The sequence below is a fragment of the Ralstonia sp. PBBBR1 genome, from assembly GCF_002256165.1.
Classification (GTDB): Bacteria; Pseudomonadota; Gammaproteobacteria; order Burkholderiales; family Burkholderiaceae; genus Ralstonia; species Ralstonia thomasii.
In genome coordinates, this window is the sequence record NZ_NKIL01000004.1 from 46,088 (window position 1) to 70,793 (window position 24,706).

General features: G+C 64.6%; 22 protein-coding genes. 9 read left to right on the plus strand and 13 right to left on the minus strand.

The features are described 5' to 3' along the window. Nucleotides 1–3: 3 nt before the first annotated feature. Complete coding sequence (locus CFE42_RS06325; protein ID WP_004631545.1) at nucleotides 4–1,266, minus strand: TIGR03862 family flavoprotein; 1,263 nt, start codon at nucleotides 1,264–1,266, stop codon at nucleotides 4–6. Between the two features lie 216 nt (nucleotides 1,267–1,482). On the opposite strand from CFE42_RS06325, the gene CFE42_RS06330 reads away from it, so the two are divergent. After that, a complete protein-coding gene (locus CFE42_RS06330; RefSeq protein WP_004631544.1) occupies nucleotides 1,483–2,325 on the plus strand; it encodes an SAM-dependent methyltransferase in 843 nt (280 codons plus the stop codon). Between the two features lie 44 nt (nucleotides 2,326–2,369). On the opposite strand, the gene CFE42_RS06335 is transcribed toward CFE42_RS06330, so the two are convergent. Both CFE42_RS06335 and CFE42_RS06340 read right to left on the minus strand, forming a co-directional pair. Continuing rightward, nucleotides 2,370–3,842 (minus strand): diguanylate cyclase, encoded by a 1,473-nt coding sequence (locus CFE42_RS06335; RefSeq protein WP_004631543.1) that lies wholly within the window; start codon nucleotides 3,840–3,842, stop codon nucleotides 2,370–2,372. Beyond that, the gene (locus tag CFE42_RS06340) at nucleotides 3,823–4,113 is read right to left on the minus strand and encodes a hypothetical protein (protein ID WP_193747924.1); all 291 of its coding nucleotides are present in this window, start codon (nucleotides 4,111–4,113) and stop codon (nucleotides 3,823–3,825) included. The genes CFE42_RS06335 and CFE42_RS06340 overlap by 20 nt, the downstream gene beginning before the upstream one ends. A gap of 295 nt (nucleotides 4,114–4,408) precedes the next feature. Here CFE42_RS06340 and CFE42_RS06345 point away from each other — a divergent pair, with 295 nt between their 5' ends. Then, nucleotides 4,409–6,649 carry a M1 family metallopeptidase gene (locus tag CFE42_RS06345; RefSeq protein WP_004631541.1) on the plus strand — a complete coding sequence of 747 codons (2,241 nt, stop codon included), beginning with the start codon at nucleotides 4,409–4,411 and terminating at the stop codon, nucleotides 6,647–6,649. A gap of 107 nt (nucleotides 6,650–6,756) precedes the next feature. Here the strand turns inward: CFE42_RS06345 and CFE42_RS06350 are convergent, their stop codons facing one another. From CFE42_RS06350 to CFE42_RS06380, 7 genes are all read right to left on the minus strand, one after another. Then, nucleotides 6,757–7,080: a P-II family nitrogen regulator gene (locus CFE42_RS06350; RefSeq protein ID WP_004631540.1), complete on the minus strand. Its 324-nt coding sequence runs from the start codon at nucleotides 7,078–7,080 to the stop codon at nucleotides 6,757–6,759. Continuing rightward, the gene (locus tag CFE42_RS06355; RefSeq protein ID WP_004631539.1) at nucleotides 7,077–10,226 is read right to left on the minus strand and encodes an efflux RND transporter permease subunit; all 3,150 of its coding nucleotides are present in this window, start codon (nucleotides 10,224–10,226) and stop codon (nucleotides 7,077–7,079) included. Before CFE42_RS06355 ends, CFE42_RS06350 begins: the two co-directional genes overlap by 4 nt. Continuing rightward, nucleotides 10,223–11,443, minus strand: coding sequence for an efflux RND transporter periplasmic adaptor subunit (locus CFE42_RS06360; RefSeq protein WP_004631538.1), 1,221 nt, complete (start codon nucleotides 11,441–11,443; stop codon nucleotides 10,223–10,225). The genes CFE42_RS06355 and CFE42_RS06360 overlap by 4 nt, the downstream gene beginning before the upstream one ends. Beyond that, nucleotides 11,440–12,786: a TolC family protein gene (locus tag CFE42_RS06365; protein ID WP_004631537.1), complete on the minus strand. Its 1,347-nt coding sequence runs from the start codon at nucleotides 12,784–12,786 to the stop codon at nucleotides 11,440–11,442. The genes CFE42_RS06360 and CFE42_RS06365 overlap by 4 nt, the downstream gene beginning before the upstream one ends. Before the next feature lie 113 nt (nucleotides 12,787–12,899). After that, on the minus strand, nucleotides 12,900–13,427 hold the full coding sequence (locus CFE42_RS06370; protein ID WP_004631536.1) for a hypothetical protein: 528 nt from the start codon (nucleotides 13,425–13,427) through the stop codon (nucleotides 12,900–12,902). A gap of 64 nt (nucleotides 13,428–13,491) precedes the next feature. Beyond that, a complete protein-coding gene (locus CFE42_RS06375) occupies nucleotides 13,492–13,893 on the minus strand; it encodes a helix-turn-helix domain-containing protein (RefSeq protein WP_004631535.1) in 402 nt (133 codons plus the stop codon). Between the two features lie 168 nt (nucleotides 13,894–14,061). Beyond that, nucleotides 14,062–15,150 carry a tartrate dehydrogenase gene (locus CFE42_RS06380; protein ID WP_004631534.1) on the minus strand — a complete coding sequence of 363 codons (1,089 nt, stop codon included), beginning with the start codon at nucleotides 15,148–15,150 and terminating at the stop codon, nucleotides 14,062–14,064. A gap of 283 nt (nucleotides 15,151–15,433) precedes the next feature. Here CFE42_RS06380 and CFE42_RS06385 point away from each other — a divergent pair, with 283 nt between their 5' ends. The 4 genes from CFE42_RS06385 (at nucleotide 15,434) to CFE42_RS06400 (ending at nucleotide 17,649) form a co-directional block, all read left to right on the plus strand. Next, nucleotides 15,434–15,763, plus strand: a complete 330-nt coding sequence (locus CFE42_RS06385) for a multidrug efflux SMR transporter (RefSeq protein WP_004631533.1) — start codon at nucleotides 15,434–15,436, stop codon at nucleotides 15,761–15,763. A gap of 20 nt (nucleotides 15,764–15,783) precedes the next feature. Further along, nucleotides 15,784–16,428 carry an NAD(P)H-dependent oxidoreductase gene (locus CFE42_RS06390; protein WP_004631532.1) on the plus strand — a complete coding sequence of 215 codons (645 nt, stop codon included), beginning with the start codon at nucleotides 15,784–15,786 and terminating at the stop codon, nucleotides 16,426–16,428. Between the two features lie 74 nt (nucleotides 16,429–16,502). Beyond that, complete coding sequence (locus tag CFE42_RS06395; RefSeq protein WP_004631531.1) at nucleotides 16,503–16,940, plus strand: Rrf2 family transcriptional regulator; 438 nt, start codon at nucleotides 16,503–16,505, stop codon at nucleotides 16,938–16,940. Between the two features lie 97 nt (nucleotides 16,941–17,037). Continuing rightward, nucleotides 17,038–17,649, plus strand: a complete 612-nt coding sequence (locus CFE42_RS06400; protein ID WP_004631530.1) for an NAD(P)-dependent oxidoreductase — start codon at nucleotides 17,038–17,040, stop codon at nucleotides 17,647–17,649. A 35-nt stretch (nucleotides 17,650–17,684) separates the two neighbouring features. Here the strand turns inward: CFE42_RS06400 and CFE42_RS06405 are convergent, their stop codons facing one another. Both CFE42_RS06405 and CFE42_RS06410 read right to left on the minus strand, forming a co-directional pair. Next, nucleotides 17,685–19,172 carry an ATP-binding protein gene (locus CFE42_RS06405; RefSeq protein ID WP_004631529.1) on the minus strand — a complete coding sequence of 496 codons (1,488 nt, stop codon included), beginning with the start codon at nucleotides 19,170–19,172 and terminating at the stop codon, nucleotides 17,685–17,687. Further along, a complete protein-coding gene (locus CFE42_RS06410) occupies nucleotides 19,169–19,846 on the minus strand; it encodes a response regulator (protein ID WP_004631528.1) in 678 nt (225 codons plus the stop codon). Before CFE42_RS06410 ends, CFE42_RS06405 begins: the two co-directional genes overlap by 4 nt. A gap of 233 nt (nucleotides 19,847–20,079) precedes the next feature. On the opposite strand from CFE42_RS06410, the gene CFE42_RS06415 reads away from it, so the two are divergent. The 3 genes from CFE42_RS06415 (at nucleotide 20,080) to CFE42_RS06425 (ending at nucleotide 23,826) form a co-directional block, all read left to right on the plus strand. Continuing rightward, nucleotides 20,080–21,399 carry an Nramp family divalent metal transporter gene (locus tag CFE42_RS06415; RefSeq protein ID WP_004631527.1) on the plus strand — a complete coding sequence of 440 codons (1,320 nt, stop codon included), beginning with the start codon at nucleotides 20,080–20,082 and terminating at the stop codon, nucleotides 21,397–21,399. 142 nt (nucleotides 21,400–21,541) lie between these two features. Beyond that, a complete protein-coding gene (locus CFE42_RS06420) occupies nucleotides 21,542–22,642 on the plus strand; it encodes a GGDEF domain-containing protein (RefSeq protein WP_004631526.1) in 1,101 nt (366 codons plus the stop codon). A 53-nt stretch (nucleotides 22,643–22,695) separates the two neighbouring features. Continuing rightward, complete coding sequence (locus CFE42_RS06425; protein ID WP_004631525.1) at nucleotides 22,696–23,826, plus strand: mechanosensitive ion channel family protein; 1,131 nt, start codon at nucleotides 22,696–22,698, stop codon at nucleotides 23,824–23,826. On the opposite strand, the gene CFE42_RS06430 is transcribed toward CFE42_RS06425, so the two are convergent. Next, a complete protein-coding gene (locus CFE42_RS06430) occupies nucleotides 23,816–24,706 on the minus strand; it encodes a hypothetical protein (protein ID WP_024974208.1) in 891 nt (296 codons plus the stop codon). The two genes, CFE42_RS06425 and CFE42_RS06430, sit on opposite strands and share 11 nt — an antisense overlap.

Genomic DNA, 24,706 nt, shown 5'->3' on the forward strand with positions numbered 1-24,706 from the left:
GACTCAGCGCGCCATCGTCGCCAGGTAGTCGAGCGCGCCCTGCCCCGCAGCGGCGCCGCTCGCAAAACACGCCGTCAGCAGATAGCCGCCCGTCGGCGCTTCCCAGTCGAGCATCTCGCCGGCGCAGAACACGCCCGGCAGACGCTCAATCATCAGCTTTGCATCCAATGCTTCAAATGCAACGCCGCCTGCGGTGCTGATCGCCTCGTCGATGGGTCGCGTGCGTATGAGCCGCAAAGGCAGCGCCTTGATGGCTTTGGTCAATTGAGCCAGATCGGCAAACGCTTCCTTGCTCAGGCACTCGCGCAGCAAGCCGAGCTTCACGCCCGTGATATTCAGCTTGCTTTGCAGATGGCTCGACATCGAACGCGCGCCGCGCGGGCGCATCAGTTCATCTGTCACACGTTGCGCACTCCAGCCTGGCGCAAGATCAAGCCAGATCGTCGCACTGCCCTCTGCGGCCAGCGCATCGCGAATGGGCGCCGACAACGCATAGACAAGGCTGCCTTCAATGCCGGTCTGCGTGACGACGAACTCGCCCTGGCGGAATTGCAGCGCATCGTCATCGCCCGAGCGCAAACCGATGGCGACCGACTTGACGGGCTGCCCAGCAAAACGCTCCTGGAAATACGCGCTCCAATCGGCGTCGAACCCGCAGTTGGCGGGCTGCAAGGGTTGCACCTGCACGCCGCGCGCCTCCAGCAACGGCACCCAGGCGCCGTCGGAGCCCAGGCGGGGCCAGCTGCCGCCGCCCATGGCCAGTACCACGGCATCGGCTTGCACCAGCCGTTCAACGCCGGCGGTTTCAAAGCGCAGCACCTGCGCGTGGTCCGACGGTTCTGCCCAGCCCACCCAGCGATGCCGCATGTGCAGCTGCACGCCCGCCTCGCGCAGCCGGTGCAGCCATGCGCGCAGCAATGGCGCCGCCTTCATCTCGGTCGGAAAGACACGCCCCGAACTGCCGACAAACGTGTCGATGCCCAGCCCATGAATCCACGCGCGCAGCGCATCGGGGCTGAAGCGGCCAATGAACGGCGCCAGCGCCTCGCGCCGCGTGCGATAGCGGCCGAGAAACGCGTCGATCGGCTCCGAATGCGTGATGTTCATCCCACCGATGCCCGCCAGCAGGAATTTGCGTCCGGCCGACGGCATTGCGTCGAACACCTCCACACGCACGCCGTTGCGCGACAGGACTTCAGCGGCCATGAGCCCGGCGGGGCCGGCGCCGATGACGGCAACGAGAGGGGCATTGGATGTTTCGGACATGCGGGGAGGAACGGATCGAATCGCGCGGGGCAGACAAGCGGGGCGCTATTGTCACATCCCGACTGGGCGCGGGCAAACGAGGGCGCGCATCCCCCCTTTGGTGCGCTTGCCGTCGCCCACCCCGCTTTTCGGTAAACTGGCGCCCTCTTTCCGTTTTTCTCCGCGCCGCCGCACCGATCCCATTCCGTGCGACATGTCGCCCAGGCTGTCCTGACGATGTCCAACAAGACCCACGAAATCCGCCCCAACCAGTCGATCGAGCTGCTCAAGGAACTGCACATCCTGACGCGCGACGGCAAGATGAACCAGGACAGCCGCCGCAAGCTCAAGCAGGTCTATCACCTGTTCCAGTTCATCGAACCGCTGATGGCCGACGTGCAGCAAACCAAGGGGCATGTCACGCTGGTCGACCACGGCGCAGGCAAGTCGTACCTCGGCTTCATCCTGTACGACCTGTTCTGCAAGGAGCAGCCGGGCGATGGCACCTCGCACATTTACGGCATTGAGACTCGCGAAGAACTGGTCGCCAAGTCGACCGAGCTTGCCGCGCGGCTGGGCTTCAAGGGGATGTCGTTCCTGAACCTGTCGGTGGCGGAGTCGATTACGTCTGAACAGCTGCCGGCCACGATCGACATCGTGACCGCACTGCATGCGTGCAATACCGCCACGGACGATGCGATCCGCTTTGCGCTCGAAAAGCATGCGCAATACATCGTGCTCGTGCCGTGCTGCCAGGCGGAGGTGGCCGGCGTGCTGCGCAAGAACAAGGGCAAGTCGCTCGGCAATGCGCTCACGGAAATCTGGCGCCACCCGCTGCACACGCGCGAATTCGGCAGCCAGGTCACCAACGTGCTGCGCTGCCTGCAGCTTGAAGCGCACGGCTATCAGGTCAGCGTGACGGAACTCGTCGGGTGGGAACACTCGATGAAAAACGAACTGATCATCGCGCAATACAAAGATCTGCCGCGTCGCCGCCCGACCGAGCGGCTGAACGAGGTGATCAGCACGCTGGGCCTGGAAGAGCTGCACGAACGGTTTTTTGCGCCGGCTGGCGCCTGAAGAGAGAAGAAGCAGTAGCGCACCCGACGCACAGATCTCCGCCGTTATGCCAGACGCCTGCCTTCGTGCTGCACCCGCTTGTCTTCGTACATCGCGACATCGGCCTCGCGCAGCGTTTCTTCCAGACGCCCGCCTTCGTGGCAGGTGGCGCAGCCCATGGAAAACCCAAGCTCCGCGCCCGGATAGAACTGGTTGTTGAGTTCGACCAACTTGCGCAGGCTTTCCACCAAGGCCGCACCGGCGTGTGCGTCGGCGCCGGGCAGCAACACGGCAAACTCGTCGCCGCCAATGCGCGCAGCGTGTGCAGGTTTGTCGATGGCCTTGCTGAGCACCTCGCCGGCGCGACGCAGCAGCGCGTCGCCTGCGGCGTGGCCGAGCTGGTCGTTCACACGCTTCAAGTCGTTCAGGTCGATCATGATGACCGTGACCGGGAACGGGCCCTTGCGCTCCAGCCGGTTGATCTCGTCTACGTAGAACGAGCGGTTCTTCAGCTTGGTGAGCACGTCGTGCTTGCCCAGATATTCCAGGTACGACTCGGCTTTCTTGCGCGCGGTGATGTCGGTCAGCGCCAGCAGCACCATGTCCCAATCCTTCTCGCGGCCGGGGAACACCGAAAACTGCAGGTGGATGTTCAGCGTGTTGCCATCCAGCCCGTAATTGACGACCTCGCGCTGCTGGAAGAGCTTGCCATCCCACAGGTCGATCAACTGCTCGCGAAAGTGCGGGCGCATGTCGTCGCGAAAGATTTCCGGCAAGCGGCCAAGCAAGTCGTTGCGGTTGCGCGCCTTGAACATCTCCAGCGTGAAGCCGTTCACGTCGAGCACCTGGATCTCCTGCATGCAGCGCTCGACAAACTCCGGATGCACATCGGTAAACGTGCGGAAATCGGTGATGCCCTGCATGCGCACTTCGTCCAGCAGCATCTTGATGGTGCTGAAGTTCTCCACCCACAGCGACACCGGTGCATGCTCGAACACGCCGCGCGCGTAAAGCTGGCTGGCGGCGGCTCGGCGGCGGGCGTCTTCGAGTTCGGTGATGTCGTCCACGGCCACCAGCACGCGGTCCCACGGCTGATCGTGGTCAGGCAGGACAACGCCCTTGAGCAGGATGTCGAGGCGGCGGCCGTCAAGCGTGTAGTTGACGCTGCGGCTTTCGAACCACGGCTCGCCAGACCAGAGCTGGACGAGTTCGCCCACGTGCGCTTCAAGCATGTCGTCGCGCAGCACGTCAGCCAGGCGCGCGGTGAGGGTTTCCGTATCCGGGGCGGCGTACATGGACAACGTGCGCCGGTTCACGCGCAGCACCTTGATACAGGCCGAACACGCCGCCACGCGAGATACGTCCTCTTCCAGAAAGCGCTGCAGGTCGGTTACGCCGGCGGCGCGCCACTGGGCAAAGAGGCGGTGCAGATCGCTGTAGTCCTCCAGCCACAATGACGTGGGGGTGACATCGAAGAAGTCGATCAGGTTGACACCCACAGCCGCCGGGCTGTTGACGCTATCGGACGCGGATTGCATGAATCGCTCTACGGAAAACAGAAAACACTTCGCAAACCTTGCGAGCGTACCGGTTTTGTGAAAAACCGCGCACAGCGTCCGTCTCATCCGGAAGGATTACCCCATGCAGGCGATGCGCGGTCAGCTGCTGCAGCGCAACACCTCGTTGAATACCGGGAAAGTTCCCCGGCCAGATTTTCCGACGCTGCGCCGCATTTAGTTTTTCTTTATCTGACGTTGTAAAAATAGCCGCTTCGATTTTTAAGATATTTTCATGAAGCGGGGTATGCATTTCATTTTTTCAACGTGCCTTGCAGAAGTCGCCCATCGCTCGGGAAGGCGCCCGCAGCTTTGCGGATGCGCATACCAAAAACTGCAAATTCCGCTGCAGATTCTCTCGCGCGTGATTTAAAAAACTTCGTCTCGATTCGCAGGCCGTTTCCTCCAGAATCCGTGCATCCCGTGCGCGGGCAGTGATTTGCACCGCGCAAGAAGCGGGTAATTCCTTGTCCCGATTCTGCGGCCTGCCCCCCGATTTTCTTTTGAGCCCTGGGCCGCCGATTCGTTTCCACCTCAGGAGAAATGCAATGCGGGATTCGACAACCCACCGTCGTACGGCCACGACACACACCGGACGGGCCTCCAACGCCCGGACACGTCGCTCGTTCAAGCTGGCACTCGTGGCACAGGCTGCGGCCGCGCTGATTCTGGCCGCGTGCGGCGGCGGCGGAGATGACGCGCTCACGCCGGCCGGCGGCAAGCTGGACGCAAACGGCTCGCAGCAGCAGGGCAATACCAATACCGGCAACACGAATGCACCAGCGCCGGCAGTCGACGCAACGGTGCCGCCGGTGGAACTGCCGGACTACATCAGGCCGGTCAACTACAAGCTGTGGTTCCGCCCGAGCGCAGACCTGAACAGCTTCTCTGGCCGCGCCGACGTGGAGATCAAGGTCACCAAGCAGACCGGCGCCGTGACGCTGGCCGTGCGCGACCTGAAGCTCGACGCCTCGCGCCTGACACTCACGCCCACCTCGGGCGGCGGTGCATCGCGCGTGCTGGTGCCGATTCCACAATCGCAAGGCGCCTTCTACGACCTGCGCGACCCCATCGGAGACATCAAGCCCGGCAACTATGTGCTCCACATGGAGTGGACGGGCACGATCAACTTCACCAAGGCCGAGGGCATCTTCAAGCTGGGCCTGCAGGCGGCAACGGGTGAGAGTTCCGACGCCATCGTCACGCAGGGCGAATCGAACTTCGCGCGCGAGTGGTTCCCCAGCTGGGATGAGCCGGCCTTCCGCAACACCTTCGAAGTGACGGCGGAGATTCCGGGCGACTGGAAGGCCGTGGCCAACGGCAGGCAGACGGGCGCCACCAAGCTGCCGGATGGCTATCAGCAGGTGTCGTTTGCCAAGACACCGTCGATGCCGGCGTACCTGCTGTTCTTCGGCGGCGGCAAGTTCGACATCCTGGAAGACCAGTTCACCAACCCGCTCGACGGCAGCAGCATGCGCCTGCGCTGGTGGGTGCCGCCCGGCGAGGCGCACTCGGCGGTCTCCGGCATGCAGTTCACCAAGGAAGCGCTGAACCACTACTACAACTACTTCCAGATCCCGCTGCCGTTCGACAAGATGGACACCATCGTCGCCAACGACAGCTACAACAACAAGAATGCCGGCTTTGGCGGCATGGAGAACTGGGGCGCCATCTTCGAGTTTGCCGACCAGGTGCTGGTGCCGCCCGATGGCGCACCGACAACGGTCCACTCGATGGGCAAGGCGCGCTCGTTCGTCGTGGTGTCGCATGAACTGGCGCACCAATGGTTTGGCGACCTCGTCACGCTGGACTGGTGGGACGACATCTGGCTGAACGAGTCCTTCGCCAACTGGTTCGAGAACGTCACCAAGATCGCGCTGCACCCCGAGTTCCAGGGCAACACATGGGCCGACTATGCAGCCGTCAAGCAGCGCGTCTACACGTTGGACTTGCAGCCCACCGCCGTACCGGTACAGCACAACCTGAGCGATGCCGGCTCGATGGACTTCCTCGACCGCTTTGCCTACAACAAGGGCGGCCATGTCCTGCAGACGATCGAGAACTACATCGGCAAGGACGCCATGCGCCGTGGCCTGCAGAGCTACCTGAACAAGTACAAGTTCGGTAACGGCACGCCGCCGCGCCTGTGGGCGGAGCTGGAAGCCGCCAGCGGCAAGCCCGTCGGCAAGGTGGGCGACAGCTTTGTGCGCCAGACCGGCGTGCCGCTTGTCACCATCGATGCACAGTGCAACCCGGCCACCAACCAGAACGTGCTGACGATCGCGCAGAAGGCGTTCCCGAACAAGAACGTCTATTCCGGCTATCAGTGGAATATTCCGCTCACCATCGCCTATGGCGATGGGCTGGCGCAAACGCAAACGGTCGTGCTGGACCAGCAGACCGCGCAGGTCACCCTGCCGACGTGCTCGGCTGTGCTGGCGAACCCGACGGGCCTGGACTACTACGTGACCAACTACAGCCCGACGCTATGGAGCGCGCTGCTGGCGCAGGCCGGTGCCATCAGCAACAAGGCGACAACGACCAACATCGCCGGCGATGCGACGCAGTTGTACAACGCGCAGATCATCGACAAGGCGCTGTATGACCAGATCGTCGGCATCCAGAACATGCAGCCGGCGGTGGCAACGCTGCGTGCCCAGGCTGTGACGCCGACGGGCTCGCTGCGTCCGCAAGCGGTGCAGTTGCAGGAAATGCAGTCGATGGATCGGCCGATCCACAAGTTCCGCTATGAAGGTCTCATGAAGCATCTGACCGACATCAAGCGGTAAGCACCAAAGCAAGCGGGCCGCGTCTTACGATGCGGCCCGCTGCAAGGGTGGCTCCTGATGTTCGGCGGACATGGTCCGCCGTTTTTCATGCGCGCGTCACACCACCATCAACCCGTGCGATGCAGGAAGGTGGCCTGAATCACGTCGGTCATCCAGATGGCGCTCTCGCCAGTCTGGCCGTGCTCCAGCACCTTGACGGCGCTTTCGAACAGCACGCTGGCCAGCGCATCGGAAACGATGATCTCGATGCGCACGCGCGGCACAAACTCCGTCAGGTCTTCCTTGATGGAATGCGCGCCGGCCTGTGAAGCCGCTGGCGGATAGGCATTCACCTCACCCACCGTCATGCCCGGAAAACCTGGGCAACTGCGCAGCGCTTCATGCATGCGTTCCAGCAGTTGCGGGCGCACTACAATGCGGATTTCCTTCATGCCTTCGACTCCTCATCAAACCATTTGTACAGCGTGGGCAGCATCACCAGCGTCAGCAGCGTGCAGGTCAGCAGACCGCCGATCACCACGATGGCCAGCGGCCGTTGCACTTCCGAACCCGGCCCCGTGGCAAACAGGAACGGGATCAGGCCCAGCATGGCCACGGTGGCCGTCATCATCACGGGGCGGAAGCGCATGCGCGAACCCAGCCGCACGGATTCCTCCACCGACATGCCCTGCTCGCGCAGACTGCGGATCGTGCTGACCAGCACCACGCCGTTGAGCACGGCGATGCCCCATAGCGCCACAAAGCCGACCGATGCCGGCACGGAGAGGTATTCACCCGTGACGAACAGGCCGATGATCCCGCCCACCGAGGCGAACGGCAGCACCAGAATGATCAGCGTGGCATAGCGCACGGAGTTGAACAGCAGGAAGAGCAGGAAGAAGATGGCCGCCACCGTGATCGGCACGATCACCTTCAGGTGGCCCATGGCGCGTTCCATGTTCTGGAACTGGCCGCCCCACTCCAGGTAGTAGCCCTCGGGCAGCTTGACCTTCTGCGCGACGGCCGCCTGCAGCTCGGCCACGAAGCCGCCCAAGTCGCGGTCGCGCACATTCACGCCCACCACCACGCGGCGCTTGCCCAGCTCACGGCTGATCTGCGCGGGGCCGTCGGTCACATCGATGCGGGCGATGCTCTCCAGCGGCACCTGTGCGCCATTGGGGGCGGCCACGATCAGGTTGCGGATGGCCTCTACGCTGCCGCGATACGCGTCCGGCAAGCGCACCACCGCGCTGAAGCGGCGCTCGCCCTCGAAGATTTCCGTGGCTTCCTTGCCGCCGATGGCGGTCTCGATCACGTTGTGCACGTCGGCGGCGTTCAGGCCGTGACGCGCAATGGCCTGGCGGTCGATCGCGATCTGCAGATACTGCTGGCCGGTGATCCGCTCCACGCGCATGTCCTGCGCACCCTGGATGCCCTGCGCCACCTTGGCAATCGCCTCGGCCTTCTCGCGCAGCGTGTTCAGGTCGTCGCCGAACACCTTGATGGCCACGTCGGAACGCACGCCGGTCACCATCTCGTCCACGCGATCGGAAATCGGCTGTGCCATGACGATCTGCACGCCGGGTAGCACCTGCAGCGCCTTGCGCATCGCCTCGGCAATGTCGTCCTGGTTCCAGCCCTTGGGCCATTCATTGCGCGGCTTGAGTGAGACGATCGGCGTCGATTCGTTCTGGCCCTGCGGGTCGGCCGGAGACTCGCCGCGGCCCACGCCCGAGACGGCCGACTTCACGCCCGGCACCTGCATCACCAGGCGCATGGCTTCCATCTCCATGCGGATCGACTCTTCCAGCGAGATGTTCGGCGCGCGGTTGATGCCGGGCACCACCGAGCCTTCCCTCATCTCCGGAATGAACGCGGTGCCGAGGAATGGCATCAGCGCACCGGTGGCGAGAAACACCGCCACCGCCACGATGACGGTCTTCCGCCCGTTGTTCAGGCTCTGCTCAAGCAAGCGCAGATACGGCTTCTTCATCTTGCGGATCAGCCACGTGTCATGGGCGTCGTGCTCGGCGTGGGGGTCGTCGCTGTGTTGGCCTTCCACGTGCTTGTGCACCTTGGGCTTGAGCAGATACGACGACAACACCGGCGTCAGCGTGAGCGACAGCACCAGCGAGAAGAACAGCGCAATCGCAATCGTGAAGGCCAGCGGCGCGAACATCTTGCCTTCCATGCCCTCCAGCGTCATCAGCGGCAGGAACACCAGGATGATGATGCCCACGCCAAAGATCACGGGCGTCGCCACTTCCGTTACCGCATGCAGGATGATGCGCGCGCGGCTCTCGTTCGGGTCGCGCGGCTTGGCGAGGTGCGCAAAGGCGTTTTCCACCACGACCACCGAGCCATCGACCATCAAGCCGATGGCGATGGCCAACCCGCCGAGTGACATCAAATTGGCCGAGATGCCCAGCTTGTTCATCGCCATGAACGTCAGCAGCGGCGTGAGGATCAGCGTGCCGACCACGATGAGCGATGAACGGATGTCGCCCAGGAACAGCAGCAGCACGATCACCACCAGCACCACACCTTCGGCCAGCACCTTGATGACGGTCTTCAGGGCCGAATCCACCAGCTCCGAGCGCTCGTAGTACGGCACGATCTTCAGGCCGTCGGGCAGCATGCCGTCGTTGTTGATGGTCTTGACGCGATCCTGGATGCGGGCGACCACTTCCTTCGCGTTGCCGCCGCGCATCATCATCACGACACCGCCGACGGATTCCGTCACACCGTTCTTGACCACCGCCCCCGCACGCACCGCCGTGCCGATCTTCACATCGGCCACGTCGCGAATCGTGAGTGGTGTGCCGTTGACCTCCTTGAGCACGATGGCGTCAATGTCGTTGGTGTCGCGCACCAAACCCACGCCGCGGATCAGGTATTGCTCCGCGAAGTGCGGCAGCACACCGCCACCCGAGTTGGCGTTGTTGGCGGCCAGCGCCTCGAACACCTGCTTGACCGTCACGTTGTGGTGGCGCAGGCGCTCCGGGTTGACGAGCACCTGATACTGCTTCTCGTAGCCGCCCTGCGAGTTGATCTCGGCCACGCCCGGAATGGAGCGCAGCAGCGGCCGCACCACCCAGTCCTGCGCGATACGGCGCTGGGTGAGTTCCTCGACCGAGAGTTCCTTGTCGCCGTCATCCGGTTTGTCGAGCGTGTACTGATACACCTCCCCCAGGCCCGTCGATACGGGGCCGAGCACTGGCGTCACGCCCGCCGGCATGCGCGACTGCACCTCGATCAACCGCTCCATCACAAGCTGGCGCGCAAAGTACACATCGGTCTCATCGGTGAAGACGAGTGTGATGAGCGACAGTCCCGGCTTGTTGAGCGAGCGCATCTCTGTCAGCGCCGGCAGACCCGTCATCGCCATTTCCACCGGCACAGTCACAAAACGCTCGACCTCTTCCGGCGAGCGCCCCGGCGCTTCCGTGGCGATCTGCACCTGCACGTTGGTCACATCCGGAAACGCGTCAAGCGACAGCTTGCGTGCGGCATCCAACCCGAAGAACAGCAGCACGGCGGCGATCACCGCCACTACGAGCCGTTGCTTGAGCGCGCCGCGAATCAATGCGTCGATCATGCGCCCTCCATCTCGGCGCGCTTGCGCTCGTTGTTCAGATGGAAGCCGCCTTCAACGACGATCGGCTGCCCGGCCTGCACGCCGGAGACGACCGGGCGCACCCCGTTCGATTCGTCGCCGAGCTTGACCGGCGTGAGCTGGTAGTTCGTGTCGCTGGCACGCACGAACACGTAGTCGCGGTTGTCTTCACGGACCACGGCGGACGTCGGCACCACCACGCGTTCTTCCGGGCGCGACTGGATGATCAGCGTAGCCAGCATCGACGGCTTGAGCGTGCGCTCTGCGTTGTCCACTTCGGTGCGCACCGTGACCGTACGCGTTTGCGGGTCGACAATGTCCGACACCCAGATCAGCTTGCCGACAATGCGATCGCCCGCGCCGGTGTCGATCTCCACGGCCTGGCCTGCACGCACGCCCGCAGCGGCGTTTTCCGGCACTTCACCCACCACCCACACGCGCGACAGATCGGCCACGGTGAACAGTTCATCGGCCGGCTGCACGACCTGGCCGCGCGTCACCTTGCGCTCCACCACCGTGCCGCTGATGCTCGCCACCACGGGCGAGATCGACGACATGCCACCCGTGCGCATCTTCGCCAGCGTGCCGGGCGACACGCCCATCACGCGCAGTTGGTCGACGGCCGCGCGCACTTCGGCATCGGCCATCGCCAGTTCGCTCTGCCGCTTCTGCAACTCGGCTGAGCCGATCACGTCGGCAGCCAGGAGCAGCTTCGCGCGTTCCAGCGCGCGGGCCTGCAAGTCACGCTGCGCGGCGGCCTTCTGGTAGGCGAGCTGCGCGGCGCCAAGCTCCGTGCTGTGCAGTTGCGCCAGGATGTCGCCTGCCTTCACGCTCTGCCCGGGCGTGGCGACCAGCTCGGTCACACGCCCCGTGACGGTGGCGCCGATGCGCGCCACGCGCTGTTCGTCAAACGCAATCTGCCCCGGCACGCGCAGGCGCTCGGCAATCGGCTGCTTGCCCACCGGCGCCACTTTCAGGCGCTCCACCAGCGTGGGCTGTGCAACCACGAGGTTCGGGTCAACGGCCTGTTGTGCGGTCTTGGTGTCATCTGCGGCATCTTTGCCGCAGGCGCCCAGCAGCAGCATCGCCGCCAGGGCAACGCCGGCCAGCCGGATCGAAGAAGAGAAAGGAGAAGGTACGGTCATGGTCTTGCTGGATTCGTAAGTTCGTGAGGCAACACGGCGACTCGGGCGTGTCATTGGGCCTCCGGGCGCAGGCGGTCGAGTTCGACGGCAGCCGTGCGCAGGTCCGCGCGTGCGGCAATCAGGTCGTTACGTGCTTGGCGAAAAACGCGCTGGGCATCGAGGTAGTCGAGAATCCCGCGCTCGCCGTGGCGGTATGCGGCTTCGGCCACGCGCAGCGCCGATTCGGCCTGCTTGATGACGCCGGATTCCAGTGCGCTGACTTGCGACTCCGCAATCTCGTATTGGCGATAGGCCGATTCCACCGCTTGGCGCATGCGCAGTTCGCGGTCGCGCAACAGGGCGCGGGCACGTTCGCGGGCGGCTACGGCTTCGCCAACGGGACCATCACGGCGGTCGAACAGCGGAATCGACATCACCAGGCCCACGCGGCTGTCCTGCAGATCGGGTTGGCGGTCGACCGACCCGCGCAGCGCCAGCGACGGCCAACGCTGGCTGCGCTCGTGCGCAAGACGCGCTTCGGCCTCGCGCACCGCCGCGCGATCGGCCTCCAGCTCCGGATGCGTGGCGAGGACCGTGCTAACCAGATCGGCCAGAGGCGGCAGATGCGCGACGGGAGGCGTTTCCGCACCGGCATCGACATCGAACGTCTGCGGCAGATCGGCGCCCACGGCGCGGCGCAGCTCGGCCAGCGCCTGCTGCACACGCAGTGCGGCGGCCTGCTCGTTGCGCTGCGCGTTGAGCAACTCCGCGTCGCCACGGATGAGTTCATAGCGCGGGGCTTCGCCGGTTTCCACACGCACGGCCACGCCACGGCGGATCTGCTCGACCAGCGTCACGTCTTCGCGCGCGTTACGTTGCTCTGCCTCCCGGCGCACCACATCGTAAAAGCGCAGCTTGAGATCGGCCTCCACGTCGCGTGCCTGCGACCGGGCGGTCGCCTGCGACGCTTCGTACGCGGCATCGGCGGCTTGCGTACGGGCGGCGCGCTGCCACGGCAAATCGAGCTTTTGCGTGATCGAAACGCTATTGGTGCGGCCTTCCGCCGCACCCGGCATGCGGGCACGCTGCCGGCCGGCCATCGCCTCCACCTCGGGGTTGGGCCACGCACGTGCGGTGGCGATGCCCGCCAGCGCCGCCTGCACCTGCGCCTGTGAAGCGGCGAGTGCCGGGTGGTTGGCGCGGGCCAGCTCAAGTAGCTGCTGCAAGGTGTAGCGGGGCTGCGCGGGCGCCTCATGAGCCCGGGCGGTGGAAGTCTGTGCGCCACGTTGCGAAGGTGCCGAGGGTGCGGCGTTGGCGTGGACGGCAATTGCAGCCAGCACTGCGGAAAGAACAGCACATCGCGACACGCGCGCACCCGCTGCGGGGCGCGGGGTGGCCGCATCCTGATTGGACAACATCCGAAATCATCCTGAAAAAGAAGAACAGGCAAGCGCGAACGCCCAGCCGGTCAACGGGCCGGTTGGCGCAGCACTAGCAACTCAAGGGGATGGTTTCCGGCGAAAGCCGGAGATCAGGCGCGTGCGGGAGGACGCAGCATGGGGGCCGGCGTGGGGCCAGCCTGGAACGGGGGAAGAGAGACACGGACGCGCGCGACACGCAAGCCGGGCGTCAACACCATAGGAGTCGGCGGGAGCCAGAGTTCCGGCGCGTCGCTGGGGTGGTCGGGGGCGGCGGCGCTGGTCGTAGGCGCATCGGGTGCATCGGATGCGTGCGCAACCCAATGTTCAACGCTGAAGCACTGGCCGGGCTGCTTGACCGCCTTGCCGAGCGCGACCTTGATGGCGCGCTCGAAACCCTTGCTAGGCTTGGCAACGGGCGGAGCATCGCCGGGCATGTCGTCGACCACGGCTTCGATTGCTTCCAGCGCGTCATCGGCGGCTTGGCCATCGGGGAAATGCGTGGCCGAGAACACCGAAACGGTGAACAACAAGCACCAGATCGTGACGATCCACCGTACGCCCCGCGCACGCGACAGCACGCCCCGCGCGGTCGCGCGAGACAACGTCGGCAAGGCGGAGGAAAGATTCGTCACAAACATGGGCCCCGAATACTATCGGAAAAATGCTGCATCTGCACACAACGTCTGGCAGATCGCGCGGATGTCAATCGGAATCGACCTGCGTTTTGCGGACCCGTTCCATTTCAGGCCAATGTGCGCGCACCCAGTCGTCCAGGCCGACGAGCGTGCGGTTGAGCGATTCGCCGAGCGGACTCAGACGATATTCGACGTGCGGCGGGACGCTGTCGTAGATGGTGCGCAGGATGAGGCCGTTGGCTTCAAGCTCGCGCAGCGTCTGCGTAAGCATTTTCTGCGAGATGCCGTCGCCCACGCGGCGCAGGAGTTCGTTGTTGCGCACGGGGCCGTTTTCCAGCGCCGGAAAGATGCGCAGCGCCCATTTGCCGGCGATCAGCTCGAGTGCGCGCATGGACGGGCAGGCGTCCACGGTGCCTTCAGGGAAATTTTTCGGCGTTGATGATGAGGACGGAGCCATGCTGTCGGCCATGGGGCCTCCGGAACACGATTGGGATACATGTGACCGTACCGCCAATCGTGCCGCCCTGTAACGCGCCTCGTCAGTCGAGTTGGCCCTGGCAGACGTACTTGGTGTGGAGGTAATCGTCCACGCAGGAGCCGCACTCCTCGTCCGCGTGATCGATCCAGTCAATGAAGATCAGTGAGCAGCAACGTGCGCGGCAATCGCCTCGCCCACCTGCGTGGTATTGGCGGTGCCGCCCAGGTCAGGCGTGCGCGGGCCGTCCTTGAGCACCGCTTCGATGGCCGCGACGATGGTGTCGTGCGCCGCCCGCCCCGCGCCCTGCCCTTGCGTCAGGAAATCCAGCATCAAGGCGCCTGACCAGATCATCGCGATCGGGTTGGCGATGTTCTTCCCGTAGATGTCCGGCGCCGAGCCGTGCACGGGCTCGAACAGCGACGGGAACGTGCGATCGGGGTTCAGGTTGGCGGAAGGCGCCAGGCCGATCGTGCCGGTGGTGGCGGGGCCAAGATCGGAAAGGATGTCGCCGAACAGGTTGGTGGCGGCCACCACATCGAAGCGATCCGGCTGCAGCACGAAGCGCGCGGTCAGGATGTCGATGTGCTGCTTGTCGAGCGTGACGCCCGGGTAGTTTTGCGCGACTTCCTCCGCGCGCTTGTCCCACCACGGCATGCTGATGGCGATGCCGTTGCTCTTGGTGGCAAGCGTCACGTGTTTGCGCGGGCGGCTCTGTGCGAGGTCGAAGGCAAACTTCAGCAGGCGCTCTGCGCCCTTGCGCGAGTAGACCGATTCCTGGATCACGATCTCGCGGTCGGTGCCTTCGTACATGATGCCGCCGAGCGATGTGTACTCGCCCTCGGTGTTCTCACGCACGACGTAGTAATCAATGTCGCCGGGCTTGCGATTGGCGAGCGGGCACGGCACGCCTTCAAACAGGCGCACGGGGCGCAAGTTGATGTATTGATCGAACTCGCGGCGGAACTTGAGCAGCGAGCCCCACAGCGAAACGTGATCGGGCACCGTGGCCGGCCAGCCGACCGCGCCAAAGAAAATCGCGTCCATGCCATTGAGCTGCGCCTTCCAGTCGTCGGGCATCATCTGGCCGTGCTGCTGGTAGTAGTCGCAGCTGGCCCAATCGATGGGGTGGCACTCAAGCTGCAAGCCAAAGCGCTTGGCCGCTGCCTGGATGACGCGTAGGCCTTCTGGCATCACCTCGCGGCCGATGCCGTCTCCTGGAATGATCGCGATGCGGAATGCGGGAATCATGTCGTTCCTTTTGCTTCTCTGTTAGATGGAAACCGCCGCGGAATGGGCCGCCGTGCGGTCCCGCTCGTCAAGCCAGCCCGGGCGCAGTTCGGGCACCGAGTTGGCTGGTTGCTCGCAGTATGGATGATGCGGGCCACCACGATCAAAATCGGACGCCCATACCCACGCCGCCCATGGTGGTTACCTTCAGGTGCGTACTTGTTCCCGCACCGCACCGTCCTTACTCTGGGTGCATCGCAACGCATCCGCTTGCCAGCCCGGCAGCGGACACCTCGGAGGTTCCATGCTTCAAACCGCCTGGCTGTGGCTGCTGGCAGCCGGGGCTGTGGAGATCGCCATGGCGGTCTCGCTCGAATTTGCGCAGGGGTGGACGCGCCCGATCCCCAGCGTGCTCGGCATCGTGACGGCGCTTGCCAGCGTCTTTCTGCTCACGCATGCCATGCGCGGCCTGCCTGCCGGCACGGCCTACGCCATCTGGACGGGCATCGGCTCGGTGGGCGTGACGGTGCTGGGCATCGTGCTCTTTGGCGAGAGCATGCAGCCCGCGCGCCTGGCCTGCATCGGGCTGGTGATTGCCGGCACCGTCGGCCTCAACTTCTTCAACGCAGCGTAAAACCGCATCAGGAGTCCACCATGACCCGCCTGCTCCATATCGAAGCCTCACCCATGAAAACGCTGTCCCACTCCATCGACGTGGCGAAGCAGTTTCTCGACGCCTACCGTGCCGCACACCCCAACCACGAGATCGACACGATCGACTTGTGGAGCCAGAACATCGATCTGCCCGAATTCAACGCCGATATGATCGGCGCCAAGTTTGCCGTCCTGCGCACCCAGACCGCCACGCCGGAGCAGCGTGCGCAATGGCAGCGCGCCGTGGCGCTGTCGCAGCGCTTCAACGCGGCAGACCACTATCTTTTCTCCGTACCGATGTGGAATTTTGGCGTTCCCTATCGGCTCAAGCACTTCATTGATGTGGTGACACTGCCAGGGCAGAACTGGAACTGGTCGCCCGCCACGGGCTATCAGGCGCTGCTTTCGGGCAAGAAGGCGGCGCTTATCTACGCCAGCGCCGGGGCGTACGCCGCGCACACGGAAGGTGCCAGCGAATCGCCGGACGATTTCCAGAAGCCCTATCTGCGCCGTTGGCTGCGTTTTCTCGGCATTGAAGATGTGACGGAGATCAGCGCCGCGCCCACGCTGACGGCGCCCGATCTGCTCGCGGCGACCAAGGCCGATGCCAAAGCGCGGGCGGCGGCATTGGGCGCAGCCTTCTGAGATGCACGTCTGCCCGCGGGGTTGACCGCGAACCAAAGTGTATCTAACATGGTTACACTTTTGCGCCTAACCCCATGTCTACCAGCAGCCGCTTCGCCGTCGCCGTCCACATCCTCACCCTGCTTGCCAGTGCGGAGGGACCGGTGCCGTCTTCGCTCATTGCTGGCAGCGTGGGGACCAACCCGGCGCTGATCCGGCGTCTGGTGGCGCAATTGGCGGATGCCGGTTTGGTGACCTCGCAGATGGGCGCAACAGGCGGCGCCACGCTGGCGCGACCGGCAGAACGCATCACGCTGCTCGACGTCTTTCGTGTGGTGGAATCTCCGGTGCTGATCGCGCTGCCGCCCAACGCGCCCAACCCGGCGTGCGAGGTGGGCCGTGAGATCACCGGTGTGCTGGAGCGCGTGACGGAACGCGCGCAAGCCGCGCTGGAAGCCGAGCTGGCTGCGCAAACCATCGCCGGCATTCTCAGCGAGGTGGGGCACGCGCAACGCCGCCGCCGTCGGGCCTAGCCGGGCCGCATGCCGGCCTATTTTTTTATCCCTATATGTAACTGCATTAATTACATATAACGTTTCAACCACCCAGACCAACCACAAGGAAATGATCATGAAGATCGCAATCATTGGCGCCACGGGGCGCGTGGGCACCCGCCTGATCGACGAAGCGCTGCGCCGCGGCCACCAGGTGACCGCCATTGCGCGCACGGCATCCAAGCTGCCCGCACGTGCCGGGCTGACCACAAAGGATGTCGACGTGGCCGATCAGGCGGGGCTCGTGGCCGCGCTTGCCGGCAACGATGTGGTCTACAGCACCGTGCGTTTCCTGCAGGCAAATGCCGATCAGATTGTTGGAGCGGTGAAGAAAGCGGCCGTGCCACGCCTGCTGGTGGTGGGTGGGGCCGGCAGCCTGGAAGTGGCCCCGGGTGTCGCGCTGATCGACACGCCGCAGTTCCCCAAGGAGTACTTTGAAGAAGCCTCGGCCGGCCGCGATTTCCTCAACGCGCTGCGGCAGGAAACCGAGCTGAATTGGACCTTCGTTTCGCCGTCGGCCATCTTCGAGCCGGGCGAGCGCACGGGGCACTTCCGCGTCGGCAAGGATTCGCTGCTGGTGGATGCAAACGGCAAACCCTGGATTTCGATGGAGGACTACGCCATCGCCTTCCTCGACGAAACGGAAAAGCCGGCACACCCGCGCCAGCGTTTCACGGTCGGTTACTGATCAGCGGCAGGTGGAAGGCACGGCCAGTGCGCCAATCAATGGCTGGGCGTGTCGGCCATGCCGGGAGGCGCATCATCGGGCTCGATCGGCTCGGGCGCGGAATCCAGCGCCGGCAGGCGGATCACGATCGCGCAACCCCTGCCGTCCGCATGGGCCAGGCCGTCTTCGATGGCCACCGAGCCACTCCCCAGTTCAACGATACGGCGCACGATCGCCAAGCCCAGGCCGCTACCCTGCGACTGGCTGGTGCGCGGGCGGTAGAACCGCTCGAACACGCGATCGCGCTCGTCGGGCGGGATACCGGGGCCGGAATCTTCAATGCGCAGTTCGACCATCGGCACGCCCGCCTGCTCGATGCGCTTGACGGCCACGCGCACCTCGCCACCGTTGGGCGTTTCGCGCACGGCGTTGTCGAGCACGTTTTCCACCAGCGTCGCGGCGTCTTCATGCGATACCGAGACCCACGCCTGGTTGGCGCCGTCATACGACAGCGTGATGTTGCGACGCTCGGCGCGCGAGGCTTGCTGAATCACGCCGCTGCGCGCGCAGCCGGCCAAGTCCGACAATGCGCCCTGCGCAAGTTGCGCCTCCACGCGGCGCGCGTCCAGCCGGGCAATGGCGAGCAGCTTGGCGAGCGACTGCGTTGCGCGCGAAATGCCACGATCAAATTCGCGCAGCGCGGTAGAACGGTCGTCTTCGCTGTCGGAATGCGACACGACATACGCCTGCGCCTGAATGGCCGCCAGCGGCGTGCGCAGTTCGTGCGCGGCATCGGCAAAGAAACGGCGATCTGCCTCGATGCCGCGACGCACGCGCGCAAACAGCCCGTTCAAGGCTTCGACCAGCGGCTTCAACTCGGCATGCTCGACGCTTTGCACAGGGTCAAGGTCGGCAGAATCGCGCGCCTCAACCTGACGCGTGAGCGTGCGCAGCGGCTTGAGGCCCTGATGCGCCGCCCAACCAACCATCACCATCAGCGCGCTCGCCAGGATGGCCAGCGCCACTGCCACTTCCTGGAAAAGATCGCGAATGGCGCGTTCGTAGGCGGCCAGGGGCTGCGCCACCGTGGCGGAAATCTTGCCGTCGACGCTGTCGACCGTGTAGCTGCGCCACGGCTTGCCCTCCAGCATGATCTCGACGACGGTGCCGTGCGCCTTGCCGCATGGCATGGTGGGCGCACCGGGGAAGGCGGTGATGACGTTGCCGGCGCGATCGCACAGCACGTAGCGGAATTCGCCAGGCAGGATGTTGGGCAGCGACAGGCCCAGCTTGATATCGGTAAGGCGGCGCAGGAATTCTTCGCGGCGCGGCACGTCATCCATGTTGAGCGTGGTGAGGTCCGCATAGGCCTGCGCCGACATGCGCAGATCGCTCACCACCTGGCGGCTGTTGGTGCGCGAGATTTCCAGATGCGCGATGACGAGCTGCACCAGCAGCATCAACACCAGCGCGAGCAGGATCAGCACATACAGGCGGAACGACAGCGAGCGAACCCGCAGGATGGCTGGAACCGCCAGCTTCATTGGGCGGCCCCGCGGTTGCCACCGATCATGTAACCGACACCGCGAATGGTCTGGATGGTTTCGTTGCCGAGCTTGCGGCGCAGGTGGTGGATGACGACCTCCAGCGCGTTGGCGCTCACGCTGTCGCCCTCACGATAGAGCGCATCCATGAGCGTCTCGCGCGGTACCCACCGGTGGGCGCGGCGCACAAGTTCAAGCAGCAACTGGTATTCGCGCGGTGTGAGTTCGATGACCTGCCCCTCTTGCGTCACGCGCTTCTGCGAGGGTTCCACCACCAGGTTGCCGACGTTCCACTGGTTGGTGCTCTGCCCCGCATGGCGGCGCAGCACGGCGCGCAGACGGGCGATGAGTTCGTCCACGGGGAACGGCTTGACGAGAAAATCGTCCGCGCCGGAATCCAGGCCCTTGAGCCGTTCCGACAGCGCGTCGCGCGCGCTGGCGATGATGACGGGCACGTCGCTGTGCGCGGCACGCAGTTCTTCCAGGAAAGTATGGCCTTCACCATCGGGCAACCCGAGATCGAGCACGATGGCTTCGAACGTGTTGGTGGTGATCCATTTCTGCGCGTCGACAAGGCGGCGCACCCAGGTCGCGTTGTAGCCGGCCTGACGCAGCGCGCGGGCCAGCGCCGTGCCCAACGGCAAATCGTCTTCGATGAGGAGGATGGCGTTCATGCGCGGGAATCTCGGCGGCGGTAATGACGGTAAACGGACAACCGGCACCTGGAAAACAGGCGCCGGCGAAGGTCGAAATCTACCGCAACGGACTGAGCTTTACCTTAAATGTGTGGAGACACGTGACGAGGAAGTCGCCTCGCCAATACATACCGGGCGCGGGCTCGGGCATGCAACGTGGCGTTTAGCTATCATTTCTAAATTCCGATTGCATTTTCCTTAAGCCGCCGAGCATGTTCCGCCTGCCCACCACCGCCACCGCGCCGTTCTGCCCGTCCGAGGTGCGCGGCACCGTTGCCGTCCCGCCCGGCCTGCCCCTGTGGAAAAAGCTGCTGCGCTTTGCGGGGCCGGGGTTGCTGGTGTCGGTCGGTTATATGGACCCGGGCAACTGGGCGACCGACATTGAAGCCGGTTCGCGTTACGGCTATGCGCTGCTGTTCGTGGTGGTGCTCTCCAGTCTGGCGGCGATGGTGCTGCAGTGTCTGTCGGCGCGGTTGGGCATCGTCACGGGCATGGATCTGGCGCGTGCATCGCGCAATCGCTATCAACCTGGCGCGTTGCGCGTGCAGTGGCTGCTGGCGGAGCTGTCCATCATTGCATGCGACCTGGCCGAGGTGCTTGGTTGCGCGCTGGCCTTCCACCTGCTGCTGGGCGTGCCGATCCTTTGGGGCGTGGCGCTCACCGCGCTCGACACGCTGATCGTGCTGGGCCTGAAGGGCAAGAACTTCCGCCAGTTGGAAGCCATCGTGCTGGGGCTCATTCTCACGATCGGGCTGTGCTATTTCGTTGAACTCGTGCTCATCAAGCCGCATTGGCCGTCGGTGGCAGCCGGGTTGATGCCCTCGTGGCAGGCCGTGAGCCAGCGCGAGCCGCTGTACCTGGCGATCGGCATCCTGGGCGCGACGGTGATGCCGCACAACCTGTACCTGCATTCATCCATCGTGCAGACCCGCATGACGGCCAGCACCGAAGCCGCCAAGCGCGAGGCCATCGGCCTGTCGCGGCTGGACACCATCGTGTCGCTGGGGCTGGCGCTGCTCGTGAACGGCGCGATCCTGATCCTGGCCGCAGCGGCATTCAACGCGCACGGCCACCAGAACGTGGCCGACATCGAGGATGCCTACCACCTGCTGGAGCCCATCGTCGGGACGGCGCTGGCCGGGCTGCTGTTTGGCATCGCGTTGCTGGCGGCGGGGCAAAGCTCGACCTTTACCGGCACCATCGCGGGGCAAATCCTCATGGAGGGCTTCCTCGATTTGCGCATGCCCTGCTGGCAGCGGCGGTTGATCACGCGGGCGCTGGCGCTGATCCCGGCATTCATTGGCGTGGCGATGCTGGGCGACCACGCCATCGGCAAACTGCTTGTCATCAGTCAGGTGGTGCTCGGCCTGCAGTTGCCGTTTGCGATGTTTCCGCTGATCCGCATGACAGGCGATCGCACCTTGATGGGCGTCTTTGTTAACAGCCGATTCACGTCGTGGCTGGCGTGGGGCCTGTTCGTCGTCATCGGCGTCGCCAATATGTGGCTGGTATGGCAGGTACTGGCGGGCTGATACGCACATTGCGGGATTTCCCCCACTAAAAATCCGCGCACGGGGCTGCCCGCCGCCATTAGAATGCGCGCTTTGTTGCGCAATCCGGCCACGCCCGCGCCCGCATCATCCCGTCGCGCCCGAAGGCCTTTCTTGTCCTGCCTTGAGCGCGAACCTGCCTACCGCCTCCGACCTGCCCGACGCCCGCACGCCCTCGCTCGACTATCAGGCGCGCCATTTCGTGCCGATGATCCTCGCGCTGAGCAAATGCGGCGTGCTCGGTTACGGCTTCGCGATCATGCTGGGCTGGTCGGTCGGGCTGCTGCATCGGCCCGAGCCGTTGCTTGGACTGCTGCTTTTGCTGATGGCAATCGTGGTGACGGCGCAGCGGCATCGGCATACCGGCCTTTGGGGGCTGCTGGCGCTTACGCACCTGTTTGCCGAAGAGGTGGCCATCATCGCGTTCGGTTATCAGGCCGGGCTCCAATGGGTGCTCCCGGCGTTCTATCTGATGCCGCTTGCCACCAGCCCCGCGTGGCTCACCCGGCGCGATTTCTGCATTGCCATGGTGATGTGCGCCACCGGGCCGCTCGTCGCGCTGCTCATCGCGCCGGAACCGGCCACGGCAATCCGCCACGGCTGGCTGGGTCTGGTGCTTTATCTGCCGATCTGCATTGCCGCAGCGGCGGTCATTCACCACTACCTGCTGCGCGCCATGGCCCGGCACTTTGCGGCTGAACGCAGCCTCGCCGATCGCGCCAACACGGACCACCTGACCGGCATGCTCGCGCGGCAGCGCTTCTTTGAACTCGGCAGCTTCGCGGTCGAGCGCGCGCAGCATCATGCCGAGCCGTTGTGCGCGTTGTACCTCGACGTCGATCACTTCAAATCGATCAACGATACGTGGGGACACGCCGCCGGCGACGAAGCGCTTGTCGCGCTCTCCGATGCGCTGGCGGGTGTGCTGCGCCCCGCCGATCTCTTCGGCCGCCTGGGCGGGGACGAGTTTGCCGTGCTGCTGCCGGGCTGCGGCCTGACGGGCGCGCTTGCGGTGGTCGAACGGCTCAAGACTGCCGTGGCACGCACGCAAACGCCCGTCGGGCCCCTGACGGTGAGCGTTGGCGCCGCGGCGCTGCGCCCCGGGCAAGACCTTGCGCGCCTGCTGGCCGATGCCGATCTCGGCCTGATGGAAGCCAAGCGTCAGGGCCGCAACCGCGTGTGTGTGTCGACTGACGCCGACCCCGCGGCAACGCTGCGGCCGTAGCGCAGGCACGCTATGTGCGGCGCAGCATCCGTGTTTTCTGCACGGAGAAACCCATGGAGTGGCTCAACGCCCACACCTTCCTGCGCGTGCCGGCCCGCGATTGGGCCGCCGCCACATTGACTGTCATCGCCGCGTATGCAGTGCTTTCAAGCGTATTGCGCCTCATCTGCAACCGGCTTGATGCGCGCGCGCGCCGTACCGGCCATCGCTTTGACATTCTCATCACCGCAGTGCTGCGCGATACGCATCCGCTCTTCATTGCACTGGCCGCATTGCTTGCCGGGTCGTACTTCATCGATCTGCCCACGCGCGTTGCCAACAAGCTCGACCACATCTGGTTCGTCATCATCGGCTTTCAGATTGCACTGTGGCTCAACCGCGGCGTGAAGCTGTGGGCGCGCGATCGGCTGTCGACGCAAACCCACGCCACACGCAATCCGGTCATCACATCAATGACCGCCTGGGTGCTGCGGTTTGCGCTGTGGTCAATGCTGCTGCTGGCCATTCTGGCCAACGTGGGCGTGAACATCACGGCCTTCGTCGCCAGCCTGGGGGTGGGCGGTGTGGCGGTGGCGCTGGCGGTGCAGAGCATCCTGAGCGACTTGTTTGCCTCGCTCGCCATCGGGCTGGACAAGCCGTTCGAGATTGGCGACTTCATCGTCTTCGAATCGATTGCCGGCACTGTGCAGCACGTGGGCCTCAAGACGACGCGCATCCGCAGCCTGTCGGGCGAAGAGATCGTCGCATCCAACACGGCGCTGCTCAAGAGCACGATTCATAATTACAAACGGATGTCGGAACGACGCATCGTCTTCGCCTTTGGGGTGACCTACGATGCGCGCGCCGCGCAACTGCAGAAAATTCCGGACATCGTGCGCCGTGCGGTGGAGGCCGTCGGCAACACGCGTTTCGATCGTGCGCACTTCAAGGAGTTTGGCGAGAACGCGCTGAACTTCGAGGTCGTGTATTTCGTGACCGATCCGGATTTCAATCTGTACATGGATATCCAGCAGCGCATCAACCTGACGATCCTGGAAGGGCTGGAAAATCTGGGCACCTCGTTCGCCCTGCCCACGCGTACGATCCAGCTCGTGCGCCGTGACGGCGAACCTGTTGGCCCGGAAGACCTCGCCGACCGCTCACCCGCCAGCACTCAGCGTGTGAGCGCGCGGGCTAGCGGTTGACCACTGCGGGCATGCTGAGAAACGCCGCATCGAGGCTGCGCCACAGCGGTCTCGAACGCGGCACCATGTCCTGCCGGAAGTACCACCAGAAGTACCCGCCGACAAACCGCGGATGCGCGATCGCAAGCCCGTAGTAGTGCGCCACGAGCGCGGCCTTGCGCATGGCATGCCGCGTCCCGACTTCGCCAAAACCCAGCACGGCGTGCGGAAACAGTTCTCCCAAGCGGCTGAACACGGCGTTCCAGTCGGGTGGCGCGATCTTGCAGTCGTCTTCATAGAAGCTGATGAACACGTAGTCGAGCCCATCGCGCAGGCGTAGCGGCACATTGCGCTGCGTCCAATCAAACATGGCGCGTGATGGCTGCTCGGCGCAGCCCTCGTTGTAGTACAGCGTGAGCGCCGTGCGGCCGCCGCCGGCCTTGATGACCTCATAGGCTGCCATGGTCTTGTCGATCACGTCGCGTGTGGGGCCTGTCCACTCGCCGTTGATCTCATTGCCGATTTCCCAGACATCGACGTTGCCGGCGAGCGTGTGCAGATAAGCCGCGGCACGCTGGCGCAGTTGCTGGGTCGTGTACTGCTTGAGCGTGGAGGAATCGGCCAGCTCACCCATCACGTAAGCCACGTCCCGGATGGCGGCCACGGGCCCGACGTAATGCGGTGCGTCCATGCCTTCATCAAAGACGACGCGCACGGTGGGTGTGCGCGAGAGGTGCGACAGTGCGTCGACCACGGCGGGCACGTTGTCCACCGCATCGACGGTCACGCCATACAACGGCACAGGGCCGGAAGGCATCGCGCCCACCGGCCCTGCTGCTGCGGTGGATGCGCTCAAGACCAGCATGGCTGCCGCCACCAGTACCGAGCGCATCCGCAGCAT

Bases quoted from the DNA above. Each gene is read 5' to 3' on its own strand.
- CFE42_RS06330 (WP_004631544.1), top strand. From the start codon at position 1,483: ATGTCCAACAAGACCCACGAAATCCGCCCCAACCAGTCGATCGAGCTG.
- CFE42_RS06430 (WP_024974208.1), bottom strand. From the start codon at position 24,706: ATGCTGCGGATGCGCTCGGTACTGGTGGCGGCAGCCATGCTGGTCTTG.
- CFE42_RS06405 (WP_004631529.1), bottom strand. From the start codon at position 19,172: ATGAAGCTGGCGGTTCCAGCCATCCTGCGGGTTCGCTCGCTGTCGTTC.
- CFE42_RS06355 (WP_004631539.1), bottom strand. From the start codon at position 10,226: ATGATCGACGCATTGATTCGCGGCGCGCTCAAGCAACGGCTCGTAGTG.
- CFE42_RS06395 (WP_004631531.1), top strand. From the start codon at position 16,503: ATGTCTACCAGCAGCCGCTTCGCCGTCGCCGTCCACATCCTCACCCTG.
- CFE42_RS06380 (WP_004631534.1), bottom strand. From the start codon at position 15,150: ATGATTCCCGCATTCCGCATCGCGATCATTCCAGGAGACGGCATCGGC.
- CFE42_RS06385 (WP_004631533.1), top strand. From the start codon at position 15,434: ATGCTTCAAACCGCCTGGCTGTGGCTGCTGGCAGCCGGGGCTGTGGAG.
- CFE42_RS06335 (WP_004631543.1), bottom strand. From the start codon at position 3,842: ATGCAATCCGCGTCCGATAGCGTCAACAGCCCGGCGGCTGTGGGTGTC.
- CFE42_RS06360 (WP_004631538.1), bottom strand. From the start codon at position 11,443: ATGACACGCCCGAGTCGCCGTGTTGCCTCACGAACTTACGAATCCAGC.
- CFE42_RS06425 (WP_004631525.1), top strand. From the start codon at position 22,696: ATGGAGTGGCTCAACGCCCACACCTTCCTGCGCGTGCCGGCCCGCGAT.
- CFE42_RS06415 (WP_004631527.1), top strand. From the start codon at position 20,080: ATGTTCCGCCTGCCCACCACCGCCACCGCGCCGTTCTGCCCGTCCGAG.
- CFE42_RS06390 (WP_004631532.1), top strand. From the start codon at position 15,784: ATGACCCGCCTGCTCCATATCGAAGCCTCACCCATGAAAACGCTGTCC.
- CFE42_RS06370 (WP_004631536.1), bottom strand. From the start codon at position 13,427: ATGTTTGTGACGAATCTTTCCTCCGCCTTGCCGACGTTGTCTCGCGCG.
- CFE42_RS06345 (WP_004631541.1), top strand. From the start codon at position 4,409: ATGCGGGATTCGACAACCCACCGTCGTACGGCCACGACACACACCGGA.
- CFE42_RS06400 (WP_004631530.1), top strand. From the start codon at position 17,038: ATGAAGATCGCAATCATTGGCGCCACGGGGCGCGTGGGCACCCGCCTG.
- CFE42_RS06365 (WP_004631537.1), bottom strand. From the start codon at position 12,786: ATGTTGTCCAATCAGGATGCGGCCACCCCGCGCCCCGCAGCGGGTGCG.
- CFE42_RS06375 (WP_004631535.1), bottom strand. From the start codon at position 13,893: ATGGCCGACAGCATGGCTCCGTCCTCATCATCAACGCCGAAAAATTTC.
- CFE42_RS06340 (WP_193747924.1), bottom strand. From the start codon at position 4,113: ATGCATACCCCGCTTCATGAAAATATCTTAAAAATCGAAGCGGCTATT.
- CFE42_RS06325 (WP_004631545.1), bottom strand. From the start codon at position 1,266: ATGTCCGAAACATCCAATGCCCCTCTCGTTGCCGTCATCGGCGCCGGC.
- CFE42_RS06350 (WP_004631540.1), bottom strand. From the start codon at position 7,080: ATGAAGGAAATCCGCATTGTAGTGCGCCCGCAACTGCTGGAACGCATG.
- CFE42_RS06410 (WP_004631528.1), bottom strand. From the start codon at position 19,846: ATGAACGCCATCCTCCTCATCGAAGACGATTTGCCGTTGGGCACGGCG.